At 64.2% G+C, this 14,852-nt stretch carries 9 protein-coding genes; 7 read left to right on the top strand and 2 right to left on the bottom strand.

Annotated elements, in window-relative coordinates:
- Positions 1 to 65: 65 nt before the first annotated feature.
- Positions 66 to 1,691, bottom strand: a complete 1,626-nt coding sequence (gene pgi, locus ASD63_RS15425; protein ID WP_034797225.1) for a glucose-6-phosphate isomerase — start codon at positions 1,689 to 1,691, stop codon at positions 66 to 68.
- 139 nt (positions 1,692 to 1,830) lie between these two features.
- A complete protein-coding gene (locus tag ASD63_RS15430; protein ID WP_034797224.1) occupies positions 1,831 to 3,531 on the bottom strand; it encodes a long-chain fatty acid--CoA ligase in 1,701 nt (566 codons plus the stop codon).
- A 336-nt stretch (positions 3,532 to 3,867) separates the two neighbouring features.
- Between ASD63_RS15430 and ASD63_RS15440 the strand changes: the two genes are divergently transcribed.
- From ASD63_RS15440 to ASD63_RS15480, 7 genes are all read left to right on the top strand, one after another.
- Positions 3,868 to 5,103, top strand: a complete 1,236-nt coding sequence (locus tag ASD63_RS15440; RefSeq protein WP_090425555.1) for an MFS transporter — start codon at positions 3,868 to 3,870, stop codon at positions 5,101 to 5,103.
- Positions 5,104 to 5,291: 188 nt separating this feature from the next.
- Positions 5,292 to 6,452, top strand: a complete 1,161-nt coding sequence (locus ASD63_RS15445) for an AI-2E family transporter (protein WP_034797607.1) — start codon at positions 5,292 to 5,294, stop codon at positions 6,450 to 6,452.
- A 500-nt stretch (positions 6,453 to 6,952) separates the two neighbouring features.
- Positions 6,953 to 8,662: a potassium-transporting ATPase subunit KdpA gene (kdpA, locus tag ASD63_RS15460; protein ID WP_034797214.1), complete on the top strand. Its 1,710-nt coding sequence runs from the start codon at positions 6,953 to 6,955 to the stop codon at positions 8,660 to 8,662.
- Between the two features lie 13 nt (positions 8,663 to 8,675).
- Complete coding sequence (gene kdpB / locus ASD63_RS15465; protein ID WP_034797212.1) at positions 8,676 to 10,793, top strand: potassium-transporting ATPase subunit KdpB; 2,118 nt, start codon at positions 8,676 to 8,678, stop codon at positions 10,791 to 10,793.
- 2 nt (positions 10,794 to 10,795) lie between these two features.
- Positions 10,796 to 11,365 carry a potassium-transporting ATPase subunit KdpC gene (gene kdpC, locus ASD63_RS15470; protein ID WP_034797210.1) on the top strand — a complete coding sequence of 190 codons (570 nt, stop codon included), beginning with the start codon at positions 10,796 to 10,798 and terminating at the stop codon, positions 11,363 to 11,365.
- A gap of 82 nt (positions 11,366 to 11,447) precedes the next feature.
- The gene (locus tag ASD63_RS15475; protein ID WP_034797208.1) at positions 11,448 to 14,144 is read left to right on the top strand and encodes a sensor histidine kinase KdpD; all 2,697 of its coding nucleotides are present in this window, start codon (positions 11,448 to 11,450) and stop codon (positions 14,142 to 14,144) included.
- Positions 14,141 to 14,833 (top strand): response regulator transcription factor, encoded by a 693-nt coding sequence (locus ASD63_RS15480; RefSeq protein WP_034797205.1) that lies wholly within the window; start codon positions 14,141 to 14,143, stop codon positions 14,831 to 14,833. Before ASD63_RS15475 ends, ASD63_RS15480 begins: the two co-directional genes overlap by 4 nt.
- The last annotated feature ends 19 nt before the right edge of the window (positions 14,834 to 14,852 follow it).

Below are 14,852 nucleotides of genomic sequence, written 5' to 3' on the forward strand. Positions count from 1 at the left end.
GAAAAGCGCCTCAGGCCTCTATCGTCTTCAGCGGTGCGGTTCCGGGGAGAACCCTGCGGATTTGTTTAATGGGCGGCTTTCAGCAAGGCTGCCACCAGACCCGCCGTCGACGAATCGTGACCTTCGGCGCTTTCCTTACCTTCGACGACGGGAAGCAGGCCGGTCGCCAGCTCCTTGCCGAGCTCGACGCCCCACTGGTCGAAGGAATTGATGTTGAAGAGCGCGCCCTCGACGAAGACGCGGTGCTCGTAAAGCGCGATCAGGCGGCCGAGCGCGAAGGCATCGAGCTGGTCATAGACGATCGTCAGCGACGGGCGATTGCCGGTGAAGACGCGGTGCGGCGCAATCTTGTCGGCCTTGGAATCGGCCATACCCTTGGCGGTCAGCTGCGCCTTGGCTTCCGCGAGCGTGCGGCCCTTCATCAGCGCTTCCGACTGGGCCAGGCAATTGGCGATCAGCAGCTCGTGCTGGTGACGCAGGTTCTTCTCGTGGCCGTTGGCGGCGATCATGAACTCGGCGGGAATGACGTCCGTGCCCTGGTGGATCAGCTGGTAGAAGGCGTGCTGGCCGTTGGTGCCGGGCTCGCCCCAGACGACCGGGCCGGTCGAGTATTCGACCGGCGTGCTCTCAAGCGTCACCGCCTTGCCGTTCGATTCCATATCGAGCTGCTGCAGATAGGCGGGGAAGCGCGACAGGCGCTGGTCATAGGGCAGGATCGCCCGCGACGGGTAGCCGAGCACGTTGCGATGGTAGAAGCCGAGAAGGCCGAGCAGGACCGGTATGTTCTGACGGATCGGTGCGGTGCGGAAATGTTCGTCTATGGCGTGGCCGCCATCGAGGAAGCGGCCGAAATTCTCCTTGCCGACGGCGATCATCAGCGGCAGGCCGATCGCCGACCAGATCGAGTAGCGCCCGCCGACCCAATCCCAGAAGCCGAAGACGCGGGCCTGGTCGATGCCAAAGGCGGCGACCTTGTCGAGCGCGGTCGAAACGGCTGCGAAGTGATGGCCGACGGCAGCCTCGCCGAGCTTATCGGCGATGAAGGCGCGGGCGGTCGCCGCGTTGGTCATCGTCTCGATGGTGGTGAAGGTCTTCGAGGCGATGATGAAGAGCGAGGTTTCCGGATCGATCAGCTTCAGCGTATCGGCGATATGGGCGCCATCGATGTTGGAAACGAAGTGCAGGCGCGGGCCGTCGTGGAAGGGCGCAAGCGCCAACGTCGCCATGACAGGACCGAGGTCCGAGCCGCCGATGCCGATGTTGACGACGTCGGTGATCTTCTTGCCGGTCGCACCTTTCAGCGCGCCCGAGCGGATGCCGTCGGCAAAGGCGCCCATGGCGGCAAGCACGCCGTTGACATCGGGCATCACGTCCTTGCCGTCGACGAGGATCGGGCGGTTGCCGCGGTTGCGCAGCGCCGTGTGCAGCACGGCGCGCTCCTCGGTGATGTTGATGATGTCGCCGCGGAACATGGCGTCCCGCTTCTCCTCGACCTTGGCGGCCCTGGCGACCGCCTCCAGTCCGTCCAGCACCTTGTCGTTGACGGCGCATTTCGAATAGTCGAGCAGCAGGTCGCCGAGCGTGGTGCTGAAACGCGCGAAACGTTCTGCGTCGGCGGCGAAGGCCGCGCGGATATCGGTTGCGTTGGTTTGAGCGGCGGTGGCTTTGAGTTGGTCGACAAGCGCTTTCATCGCGGGGCTCCTTGGTCGGACAGGGGTGTCGGACAATCGCCTGCGTAGCTATTCGCTTTAAGTGGACCAAATCAAGACTGGAAAACCGCCGAGGCGGCGGTTTTCAGGATTTTTTAAATCGTTTGAATTTCGGAGTAGTTTATCCGCGCAGATCCTTGCGCAGGATCTTGCCGACATTGGTCTTCGGCAGTTCGGTGCGGAATTCGACGAAACGCGGACGCTTGTAGTTGGTGAGGTTGGCGGCGCAGTGGCGCTTGACCTCTTCCTCCGTCAGTGCTGCATCCCTCTTGACGACGAAGAGCTTGACCGCTTCGCCGGAATGCTCGTCCGGAATGCCGATCGCCGCGCATTCGAGGATGCCCGGATGGGTCATCGCCACTTCCTCGATCTCGTTCGGGAAAACGTTGAAGCCGGAGACCAGGATCATGTCCTTCTTGCGGTCGACGATCTTGACGAGGCCGTCGGCGTTCATGAAGCCGATGTCACCCGAGCGGAAGAAGCCATCCGGCGAGATCGCCTTGGCGGTCTCGTCCGGCCGCTGCCAGTAGCCGGCCATCACCTGCGGCCCGCGGATGCAGATCTCGCCGACTTCGCCGATCGCCAGCGTATTGCCCTGGTCGTCGCGGATCTCGACGTCGGTGGACGGGATGGGCATGCCGATCGTGCCGGTGAACTCGGTCGCGTCGAGGATGTTGGCTGTTGCCACCGGCGAGGTCTCCGACAGGCCGTAACCTTCGGCGATCGAGCAGCCGGTCATCTGCTTCCAGCGTTCGGCGACCGGGCGCTGGATCGCCATGCCGCCGCCGAAGGTCAACATCAGCGACGAGAAATCGAGCTTCTGGAACTCCGCATTGTTCATCAGCGCGTTGAACAGCGTGTTGAGGCCCGGGAAGATATTGGTGTTGTGCTTGCCGAGTTCCTTGACGAAGCCCGGGATGTCGCGGGGATTGGGGATCAGGATGTTGTTGCCGCCGGTGGCAAGGCCCATCAGCGAATTCACGGTCAGCGCGAAGATATGGTAGAGCGGCAGCGCGCACATGAAGACGAGATTGTCCGGCCGGGTGCGCGAGCGGAACGCCGTCTGGAACCAGATTTCCATCTGCGCCATGTTCGACAAGAGGTTCGAATGGGTGAGCGTCGCGCCCTTCGAGACGCCCGTCGTCCCGCCGGTATATTGCAGGAAGGCGACGTCGCTCGCGGCGACGTTCGGCTTCGTCAGCTTGGCTCGCCCGCCCTTGGAAAGAACGTCCTTGAACGAAAGATGGCCGGGGATCGACCAGGCGGGAACGAGCTTCTTGACGCGGCGGACCACCAGATTGACGATCGCACCCTTCAGGCCCAGCATGTCGCCCATGGTCGCGACAACGACGTGCTTGACCGCGGTCTTGTCGACCACCTGCTGCACGGTGTGCGCGAAGTTTTCCAGAACGAAGATCGCCTTGGCGCCGGAATCGGTGAGCTGGTGCTGCAGTTCGCGCGGCGTGTAGAGCGGGTTGACGTTGACGACGGTAAAGCCGGCCCTGAGGATGCCGTAGACGATCACGGGGTTCTGGAGGATGTTCGGCATCATCACCGCGACGCGGTCGCCCTTGGCAAGGCCGATCGATTGCAGCCAGGCGCCGATCCTGGCGGACTGGGCGTTGAGGTCGGCAAAGGTCAGCGTCTTGCCCATGCAGGTGAAGGCCGGACGGCTCGAATAGCGGGCAACGGCGTGGTCGAAGAATTCGCCGATCGACTTGTAGGGCAGGGGGCCAATTTCGGCGGCTATTCCGGGTGGATAGGATTTCAGCCAGATCTTGCCTGGGCTGATACCCGTCTGTTGTGCGCTGACTTCCGCCATGACCTCTCTCCCTCTGGTCGCCACAGGCTGGCCTGATGCGGCCTGAGAAAATCCCTCCCGATCCTCTCACGCCGATGAGGATGATGCTTTTGCGACACCTCTTCAAGCTGAGATTCGGAATTATATAACTTTGACGTAAACGTCAACTGAGCTTACGGTTAACAGGCTTCTGCGAGCCTTGCGAAAAAGTATGACGAGAACCGCAAAAGCTTTGCCTGCCGCAGGAAAAACCTGTATTGCATTGCAGCATATCCCTGTTGGTCCAATCCGACATCCGCCGACATATCCCCCAGATTTTTCTCCGGCCGCAAGGCACGGCGACACTGGCCATTGCCCATGAGCGAACCCATGTGTGACGAAGCCTTCTCCTCAGCCGTCGATCCGCGCCGCGCCCGTGTTTCTGCCGCCGAAGTGGCGCTCGCCGTCGGCGGCTTCGGGATCGGTACCGGCGAGTTTGCGATCATGGGTCTCCTGCCGCAAGTCGCCGAAGACGTATCGGTATCGGTGCCCCAGGCTGGTGCGGTCATCAGCGCCTATGCGCTCGGCGTCGTCGTCGGTGCGCCGCTGATCGCGGTGCTTGCCGCCCGCTTCTCGCGCTTCCGGGTGCTTTTGGTCCTGATGCTGGTTTTTGCCGTCGGCAACTTCGCGAGCGCCGTCGCTCCGGATTTCTACACGCTGATTGCCGCGCGCTTCTTCGCCGGTCTGCCGCATGGCGCCTATTTCGGCGTGGCTGCCCTGGTGGCGGCCGGCCTTGCCGCGCCGAACCAGCGGGCCCGCGCCGTCGGCCGGGTGATGATGGGACTGACCATCGCCACTCTCTTCGGCACGCCGCTCGTCGCCTGGTTCGGCCAGGCGCTCGGCTGGCGCTCCGCGTTTGCCATCGTCGGCGCCATCAGCCTCCTGACCATGGCGCTCACCTTCGCCCACGTACCGCGGGACAAGGGCAACCCGAAGGCGACGCCGCTTCGCGAGCTGGGTGCGCTCGGCAAGCTGCAGGTCTGGCTGATGCTCGGCATCTGCGCCATCGGCTGTGGCGGCATGTTTGCCGTCTTCAGCTACATCACACCGGCGCTGACCGAAGTCGCAGGTGTTTCGCTTGGTAATGTGCCGATCATGCTTTCGGTCTTCGGTGCCGGCATGATCCTCGGCAACATCGTCGGGGCGCGGCTTGCCGACTGGGCGCTGATGCCGGCGATCGGTATCGCCATCGTCTTCAACATCTTGGCCTATGTGCTTTTCTATTTCACCATGGGCAATCCGTGGATCGCCATCGTCAACGTGCTCTTCATCGGCGGTGGCTTTGCCGTCGTCCCGGGCGTGCAGACCCGGCTGATGGATGTCGCCGGCGAGGCCCAGACGCTGGCTGCTGCCCTTAGCCACTCCGCCTTCAATCTCGCCAATGCGCTAGGCGCCTGGCTCGGCGGCGTTTCGATCGCTGCGGGTTATGGCTGGACCTCCACCGGTCTCGTCGGTGCCGTTCTCGGCGTTGCCGGCTTCGGTATCTTTCTCGCCTCAGTCTTCGTCGATCGCGCACAGCCTGCGCGTATGGCTGCAAAACCTGCGGCGGAATGACCGGCTTTATCGAAAGAAAGCCGGGGGCTCTTGAACCCTTCTAAATTTTTCTGTCATGTCCCGCCGCTAGCGTCGGCCACGGCCCTGAAACTACCGTAAAGCAGGGGCAAAGGGGCGGCGCGCGGTGTCAGAGTGGCTGGCAAGGCCGCGGGTTTGCTGTAAGCTCGTCGGAAGACGGAGGATCATTGGTGCAATTGGGTAATCGCGAACGAGAGAATTTCGCCGTGGAGCCACGGCTCCTCGGGCACACTGCCATTTCGCGCCATGCCCTTGTCGGCCCCATGACCGCTGCGCGCTGGATGCTGGTCTTCGTTCTGCTAGCCGGCGTCTATTTCTTCCATGGTTTCGTCGTTCCGGTTCTGGCCGCTGTCGTCATCGGGTTTGCCAGCTGGCCGATCTATCGCCGGCTGCTCGCCGGCGTGAACGGCAACCGGACGCTTGCCGCCACCATCGCGATCGTCTGCGTCATCTCCTTCATCGTCGTGCCGATCTCGATTGCCGCCGTCTATGCGGTCGACGAAGTGCGCGACTGGGTCGTCTGGGCCGTCGAGACCAATGCCAACGGTGCCGTCGTGCCCGCATGGCTGTCGAGCATTCCGATCGCCGGTGTCTGGCTTGGCGAGCAATGGGTCAAGCATATCGGCCATCCGGGCGCGCTCGGCGAACTGGTCCAGCTCGTCAGCGGCTCCAACATCGGCAATATCTACCGCGGCGTTCTGGTCGTCGGTGCCTCGACGTTCCATGCCTTCCTGACGCTGCTGTTCATGCTGATCACGCTGTTCTTCGTCTATCGCGATGGGCAGTCCTTCTCCGGCCAACTCGACAAGCTCGGCGAGCGTATCTTCCCGATGCGCTGGGAACGGCTGTCGCGCGTCGTGCCGCTGACGATCAGCTCGACGGTCACCGGCATGGGCATCATCGCCATCGGCGAAGGCATCGTGCTTGGCGTCGCCTATTGGCTTGCCGGCGTGCCGTCGCCGGTCACGCTCGGCATCATCACCGGCCTGATGGCGCTGATCCCCGGTGGCGCGCCGCTCTGCTTCACGCTGGTCTCGGTCTATCTCGTCGCCAGCGGTTCGCCCATTCACGGCCTGGCGCTGTTCACCTGGGGCACGACCGAACTCTTCATCGTCGACAAGACGCTGCGTCCGCGCCTCGTCGGCGGCCCGATCAAGCTTCCCTTCCTGCCGACCTTCTTCGGCCTCGTGGGCGGCGTGAAGACCATGGGTTTCCTCGGCCTCTTCGTCGGTCCGGTGCTGATGGCGCTGCTCGTTGCGATCTGGCGCGAATGGATGCGCGAAGCCACCACGCCCACCGAAACGAGCGTGAACGAGATTATCAAGGGCTAGGTGCTCTTTTGCCGAACCGGCGGTCGCATACGGGCGGCCTCGGGATCTCTTCAGCTTGTGGCAGATAGGCCGATACCGGACTGGTCCTGCGCCTATGAAGGTCGCCTCCCGCGCTCCCGAACGGATCTTTGCGGGCGTCTTTATCTTTTCCTTATGCCTCCTTCCGACCATCGCAATCGATAATTGACCCGCTGCGGGCGCAAGATCCGGACTTCAACAGTCCGGAGAATTTGCATGTCCGATGTTCTTTTTCTTGCCGCCGGAATCGGCGGCTTTGTCGTGTTCGCGCTTTATGCGCGCGCGCTGAGCCGGCTTTAGGAGGGCGTCATGTTCGAAGCCCTGCTCGGTCTTGCCGTCGCCATCGGTCTTGCGGCCTACCTCGTCGTCACCCTCGTTCGCCCGGAACGGTTCTGACCCGGTTGACGGGGATCGAACCCGTTGGCCGTTCGCATCAGCCGGGCGCCTTTGCGCCGTCCGGCCGCCCTTAGCGGAGTAATCTCATGTCTATCATCGGGTGGCTGCAGATCAGCCTCCTCTTCATCGCCGTCCTGATCGTCATCAAGCCGCTGGGGCTTTATATGGCGCGGGTCTTCTCCGGTGAACGCAACGTTTTTTCACCCGTCCTCGGTCCCGTCGAGCGCGGCCTTTATCTTGCGGCCGGTGTCGATCCGAAGAAGGAACAGGGCTGGCTCGCCTACACGATGTCGATGCTCGCCTTCAGCCTCGCCGGCTTTGTCTCGCTCTATGCGATCCTCCGGCTGCAGGCCCACCTGCCGATGAACCCGCAGGGCTTCTCGGGCATGCCGTCCGATCTCGCCTTCAACACGGCGGTCAGCTTCGTCACCAACACCAACTGGCAGAACTACGGTGGCGAAACCACGCTCAGCCATTTCAGCCAGATGGCCGGCCTGACGGTGCATAACTTCGTCTCCGCCGCGACCGGCATCGCCATGGCGCTTGCCGTCACCCGCGCCTTCGCCCGCTCGAACGCCTCGACCGTCGGCAACTTCTGGGTCGATCTCACCCGTTCGACGCTTTACGTGCTGCTGCCGATCGCCGTCGTCATGGCCCTTGCCATGGTCTGGACAGGCTTGCCGCAGACCTTCCACGCCGATCTGTCGGCAACCACGCTCGAAGGCGCCAAGCAGACGATCTCGCTCGGCCCTGTCGCCAGTCAGGAAGCGATCAAGCAGCTCGGCACCAATGGTGGTGGCTTCTTCAACGTCAATGCCGCCCATCCCTTCGAGAACCCGACGGCCTTCTCCAACTATCTCAACATTTTCGCCATGTTGTCGATCTCGGCGGCGCTCGTCTACACGTTTGGCCAGATGGTCGGTAACCGCCGCCAGGGTTGGGCCTTCATCGCCGTCACCGCGATCCTGCTGATCTCAGGCGTTGCGGTCGTCTACTGGGCGGAAGCCCACGGCAACCCGATCCTGACCGCCCTTGGTCTCGATGCCGCCCAGGGCAACATGGAAGGCAAGGAAGTCCGCTTCGGCCAGGCGATGACGGCGCTCTATGCCGCTGTCACCACCGGTCTGTCGGATGGCGGCGTCAACGGCATGCACGGCTCGCTGACGGGCCTCGGCGGTCTCGTGCCGATGTTCCTGATGCAGCTTGGCGAAGTCCTGCCGGGCGGCGTCGGCTCCGGCCTCTACGGCATGGTGGTCTTTGCGATCCTCGCCGTCTTCGTTGCCGGCCTGATGGTCGGCCGCACGCCGGAACTGCTCGGCAAGAAGATCGAATCCCGCGAGATGAAATACGCGATGTTCGCCGTCCTCATTCTGCCGGTGACGATCCTCGGCTTTGCCGCCGTCTCCGCGATGCTGCCTTTTGCCGTCGCAAGCATCGGCACGGCGGGCCCGCACGGCCTGTCCGAAATCCTCTATGCCTTCACGTCGGCGGCCGGCAACAACGGCTCGGCTTTCGGCGGGCTCACCGGCAACACACCCTGGTACAACACGACGCTCGGGTTCGCGATGCTGCTCGGCCGCTTCGCCTATGCGGTTCCGGTCATGGCGATCGCCGGTTCGATCGCGGTGAAGACCCGCGTGCCGGCGTCCAAGGGTACCTTCCCGACCGACACGCCGCTCTTCGTCGGCCTGCTTGTCGGCATCATCCTCATTCTCGGCGGGCTGCAATTCTTCCCGGCGCTCGCGCTCGGTCCCATCGTCGAGCATCTCTCGATGCTTGCCGGTCAGACCTTCTAAAGGAATTCGACACATGTCTTCCAAACCTATCGCACCCAGTCTTCTGGACCCGGCGATCCTGCTGCCGGCGATCAAGGCGGCGTTCATCAAGCTCGACCCGCGCCAGCTCGTGCGCAATCCGGTGATCTTCGTCACCGAAGTGGTCGCAGCCGTGGTCACCGGTCTCTTCGTGCGCGACATCGCCACCGGCACAGGCAGCCCGCTGTTCTCCGGCCAGATCGCCGCCTGGCTGTGGTTCACGGTGCTTTTTGCCACCTTTGCCGAAGCCGTCGCCGAAGGCCGCGGCAAGGCCCAGGCCGACAGCCTGCGCCGCACCAAGTCCGAACTGACGGCGCGCAAGCTCGTTGCCGACGAAGGCCGCGAGACCCAGACGATCCCGGCGACATCGCTGAAGGTCGGCGACCTCGTGCTCGTCGAGGCTGGCGAACTGATCCCCGGCGATGGCGAAGTCGTCGAGGGTGTCGCCTCTGTCAACGAGAGCGCCATCACCGGTGAATCGGCGCCCGTCATCCGTGAATCCGGTGGCGACCGCTCGGCTGTCACAGGCGGCACGCAGGTGCTGTCCGACTGGATCAAGATCCGCATCGGCGTGGCACCCGGCGACACTTTCGTCGACCGCATGATCGCGCTGATCGAGGGCGCGCAGCGCCAGAAAACCCCGAACGAGATCGCCCTGTCGATCCTGCTTTCGGGCCTGACGCTGATCTTCCTGGTGGCCGTCGTCACGCTCTGGGGGCTCGCCGGCTATTCCGGTACCGTGCTCTCGGTCACCGTGCTCGCAGCCCTGCTCGTCACCCTGATTCCGACCACGATCGGTGGCCTGCTTTCAGCCATCGGCATCGCCGGCATGGACCGTCTGGTGCGCTTCAACGTCATCGCCACCTCCGGCCGCGCTGTCGAGGCTGCTGGCGACGTCGATACGCTGCTGCTCGACAAGACAGGCACCATCACCTTCGGCAACCGCATGGCGGCCGACTTCATGCCGGTGCCCGGCGTTACCGAGGCCGAGCTTGCCGATGCCGCACTGCTTGCAAGCCTTGCCGACGAAACGCCTGAGGGCCGCTCGATCGCGGCGCTTGCCACCGGTGAATTTGGCCGCCAGACGCCAGATGTGTCGCTGCCCGCGTCCGACAAGGGCGAGGTCCTGGCGCTCGCCGTCGGCGGCGGCGCAAGCCGGGCCGGCGCGACCCGGATCGACGCGGTCATTCCCTTCGCTGCGGAAACGAGGCTTTCGGGCGTCGACTTCGGCGGCCGCCGGCTGCGCAAGGGTGCCGTCGACTCGGTCCTGAAGTTCACCGGTATCCGCGACGAGAACGTGCCGAACGAGTTTCGCCGCGCCGTCGACCAGGTGGCCCGCACCGGCGGCACGCCGCTTGCGGTTGCCGACGGTCCGCGCCTGCTCGGCGTCATCCATCTGAAGGATGTGGTGAAGCCCGGCATAAAGGAGCGCTTCGCCGCTCTTCGTGCCATGGGCATCCGCACGGTGATGGTCACCGGCGACAACCCGGTGACCGCTGCCGCCATCGCGTCCGAAGCCGGCGTCGACGACTTCCTTGCCGAAGCGACCCCGGAGGACAAGCTTGGCTATATCCGCAAGGAGCAGCAGGGCGGCCGCCTGATCGCGATGTGCGGCGACGGCACCAACGACGCGCCGGCACTCGCCCAGGCCGATGTCGGCGTCGCCATGCAGACGGGGACCCAGGCCGCCCGCGAGGCCGCCAACATGGTGGACCTCGATTCCAGTCCGACGAAGCTGATCGAGATCGTCGAGATCGGCAAGCAGCTGCTGATGACCCGCGGGTCGCTGACGACGTTTTCGATCGCCAACGACGTGGCCAAGTACTTCGCCATCATCCCGGCGCTGTTCATTACCACCTATCCGGCCCTTGCCGCGCTCAACGTCATGGGCCTCGCCTCGCCGCAATCGGCGATCCTCTCGGCGGTGATCTTTAACGCGCTCATCATCGTCGCCTTGATCCCGCTGGCGCTGAAGGGCGTCAAGTACCGGCCCGTCGGTGCGGCAGCCCTTCTGCGCCGTAACTTGGCTGTCTACGGCCTCGGCGGCATTGTCCTGCCCTTTGCCGGCATCAAGCTCGTCGACCTCGCCGTCAACGCACTCAATCTGGTGTAACCATGCTGAACCAACTTCGCCCCGCCATCGTCATGATCGTGCTCCTGACCGCGATCACCGGCCTTGCCTATCCCTTTGCAATCACCGGCGCGTCGCAGGTGCTGATGCCCGCGCAGGCAAATGGCAGCCTCATCGAGAAGGACGGTACCCTCATCGGTTCCGCCCTCATCGGCCAGAACTTTACTTCCGACAAATACTTCTGGCCGCGGCCCTCCGCGACCGGTCCGGACGCCTATAACGCGGGGGCTTCGAGCGGCTCCAACCTCGGTACCACCTCGGTCAAGCTCAGGGATCGTGTCGCAGCCGATGTCGAGCGCCTGAAAGCTGCCGGCCTTGCGGGAGAAATTCCTGTGGACGCGGCAACCACGTCAGGTTCCGGGCTCGACCCGCATATCACGCCGGCCTTCGCCGAAGCCCAGGTCGCCCGCGTCGCCAAGGCGCGGGGCTTGAGCCAAGCGGATGTCGCCGCCCTGGTCGCCAAGGCGACGGAGGATCGGCTGTTCGGGGTCGTAGGCGAGCCGCGCGTCAATGTGCTAGAACTCAACCTGGCCCTTGATGCGCCTCGAACCTAGAGCGGGATGAGGAAAAGTGCTTGCGGTATTCCGCCCGCATCCCGCTCTAAGCTATTAGAATCGATCACGCCTGAGACAATGCATGCCCGACAGTGAACGCGACGCCAAAGGTCGCCCGGACCCAGACGCACTGCTGGCGCTTGCCGCGCAGGACCGCCGGGGAAAACTGACCGTATTCCTCGGCGCCGCTCCCGGCGTCGGCAAGACCTATGCGATGTTGTCGCGAGCCCGCCGGCTGAAGGACGACGGTGTCGATATCGTCGTCGGGCTGGTCGAGACGCACGGGCGCAGCGAGACCGCTGCGCTCATTGACGGATTGGAGATACTGCCGCGCCGCGATGTGAACCATCGCGGCCGAATGCTTTCCGAGTTCGACCTGGATGCGGCCCTCGCGCGGCGTCCCCGGATCATCGTCGTCGACGAACTGGCCCACAGCAATCCGGCCGAAAGCCGGCACCCCAAGCGCTATCAGGATGTTGAGGAACTGATCGCCGCCGGCATCGATGTCTGGACGGCGCTCAATATCCAGCATCTCGAAAGCCTCTCGGATATCGTCGCCCAGATCACCGGTGTACCCGTGCGCGAACGGGTGCCGGATACCGTATTGAAGCGCGCTGACGACGTACTGCTTGTGGATCTGTCGCCGGCCGAGCTGATCGAGCGGCTGAAGGAGGGCAAGGTTTATCTGCCCGACAGCGCACAGCGCGCCGTCGACCGCTTCTTCCGCCTTGGCAACCTGACGGCACTGCGCGAACTGGCGCTCAGGCGGACAGCCGACCGGGTCGACGACCAGATGGTCGACTATCTCAAGCAGAACGCCATCGAAGGCATCTGGGCAAGCGGCGAGCGGCTGCTCGTCTGCATTGGTTCGGACCCGTTGTCCGAAAAGGTCGTGCGCACGGCAAGCCGGCTCGCCGAAGGATTGAATGCCCCCTGGATCGTCGTCTTCATCGAGCGCGCCGACCGCGAGAGCGGCGACGGCGAAGACGTGCGCCGGCTCGACGAAACCTTCCGTCTTGCCGAACAGCTCGGCGCCGAGACGCGCCGTATTATCGGCAACGACTTCGTCGAGGAAATCCTGAAGCTCGCGCGCCGGGAACACGCGACGCAGATCGTCATCGGCGCGCGCCGCCAGCCGTTCCCGATGCGGCTGTTTCGCCAGTCGCTTCCCGACGCCTTGGCCGAGCGCGTGTCCGGCATCGGCATTCACCTTGTGACCGATCGCGAGACGGTGCCCGTCAAACGGCGAACGAAGATGAAACGGACGCTGCCGCCGGGAAGTGGGCGCGCGATCGGCATCGCCGCCGGATCGGTGGTCGTCTCGACCGCCGTCGGCCTGCTGCTTGGCCGTTTCGTCGTCCTGCCCAACATCTCGTTGCTTTATCTACTCGCAGTGCTGGCCTCGGCGACCTATGCCGGTCACATCGCGGCAATCGCGGCAGCACTTTTTTCGGTGCTCGCCTATAACTTCTTTTTCATCAAACCGACCGGCACCTTCACCATCGCCGAGCCGCACGAGGTTTTTGCGCTCGTCGTCTTCCTCGCTGCCGCAGCCCTCGCCGGCAGCCTGGCGTCGCGGGTACGGGAGCAGGCAAAGACCGCCCGCCAGCGCGCCGCCGCGACTCAGGCGCTCTATGACTTTTCGCGCAAACTTTCAGGCACCGCCAAGGCCGACGACGTGCTCTGGGCGGCGGTGACGCAGATGCAGTCGACGCTGAAACGCAGTTCAGCGCTGCTTCTGCCTGAGGACGGAGACCTGCAGCTGAAAGCCGCCTGGCCGCCGGACACCGAGCTCGACGTCACCGACATCATGGCGGCGCGTTGGGCGATGGACAAACGCGAGCCGGCCGGCAACGGCACGGGAACCCTGCCGAACAGCCCTTTCCATTTCCGGCCGCTGACGAGCCCGCACGGCGTCGTCGGCGTCTGCGGCTTCGTCCAGGCCGACAAGCCACTGGAGATCAACGAGGAGCGGGCGCTGGCAGCGATCCTCGACCAGACGGCGATCGCCGTCGACCGCGCCCGCCTGTCACGCGAAAGCCTCGACCAGGCCGCAAAGCTCGAGGGCGAGCGCTTCCGCGCTGCCCTTCTTTCATCCATTTCGCATGATCTGAGAACCCCGCTTGCGACCATTACCGGCGCCGTCACCAGCTTGCGCCAGCTCGGTGATCGCATGCCGCCGGAAAGCCGCGACGACCTGTTGCAGTCGATCGAGGAGGAGGGCGGTCGGCTGACGCGCTTTGTCGCCAACCTGCTCGACATGACGCGCATCGAGGCCGGTACCGTCAATGCCAAGCGCGATTGGGTCGATGTCGCCGACGTGGTGCGGGCGGCGGTCGATCGCGCTCGCAAATATTTTCCCGAGCGCGAGATCGAAACCAGCATCGCCCCTGACTTGCCCCTGATGCGGGGCGACAGCGTGCTGCTCGGCCAGGTGCTCTTCAACCTGCTGGACAATGCCAACAAATATGGCGGCGAAGAGCCGATCAGCATCTATGCCCGTACCGACAGCAACGAGATCGTGCTGTCAGTGACCGACCTCGGCAAGGGTATTCCGCCGCGGGACCTCGAGCAGGTCTTCGAGAAATTCTTCCGCCGCGGCAAGGCGGATGGCCGCACTCCGGGAACGGGGCTGGGACTGTCGATCGCCAAGGGCTTCGTCGAAGCGATGGGCGGGCAGATCAAGGCGGAGAGCCCGGCGCTTCGCCGCCGCGGCACGCGCATTTCCATGCGCTTTCCCGCCGCCAAGGCTGAAATCTCCGAAAAGGACCGTGCATGAGCGTGGAGCGTATCCTCGTCGTCGACGACGAACCCCAGATCCAGCGTTTCCTGAAACCCGCGCTGAGTGCTGCCGGCTATGACGTTCGTGAGGCGATGACCGGCGCCGAGGCGCTGAAGGCGGCGGCGACGATGGCGCCGGATGTCGTCATCCTCGATCTCGGCCTGCCCGATATGGATGGCAAGGAGGTCATCGCCAACCTGCGCGGCTGGTCGCAGGTGCCGATCATCATCCTGTCGGCCCGCGACCGGGAAAGCGAAAAGATCGCAGCACTCGATCTCGGCGCCGACGACTACATCGAAAAGCCCTTCGGTATCGGCGAACTGACGGCCCGCATCCGTGCGGCCCTTCGCCACCGGGTGCAGATGGAAGGCGGCCAGACGCAGCTTTCCGCCGATGGTGTTTCGATCGACACGATCAAGCGGGTGGTGACGAAGGACGGCGAGCCCGTCCGGCTGACGCCAAAGGAATACGACCTCCTGGTGATGCTGGCGCATCACGCCGGCCGTGTCGTCACCCACAAGACGCTGCTTACCTCGGTCTGGGGCGTCGCGCACGGCGAAGACCTGCATTATCTGCGCGTCTTCATCGGCCAGCTGCGCGGCAAGATCGAGCGCGATCCGGCCGATCCGAAGATCATCCGTACGGAGCCGGGCGTCGGCTATCGCTTCGTCGGCGACGAGGGCTGACGGCGGGCTGCCGCCAAGC

It is taken from the genome of Ensifer sp. Root558, from assembly GCF_001427045.1.
GTDB lineage: Bacteria > Pseudomonadota > Alphaproteobacteria > Rhizobiales > Rhizobiaceae > Ensifer > Ensifer adhaerens.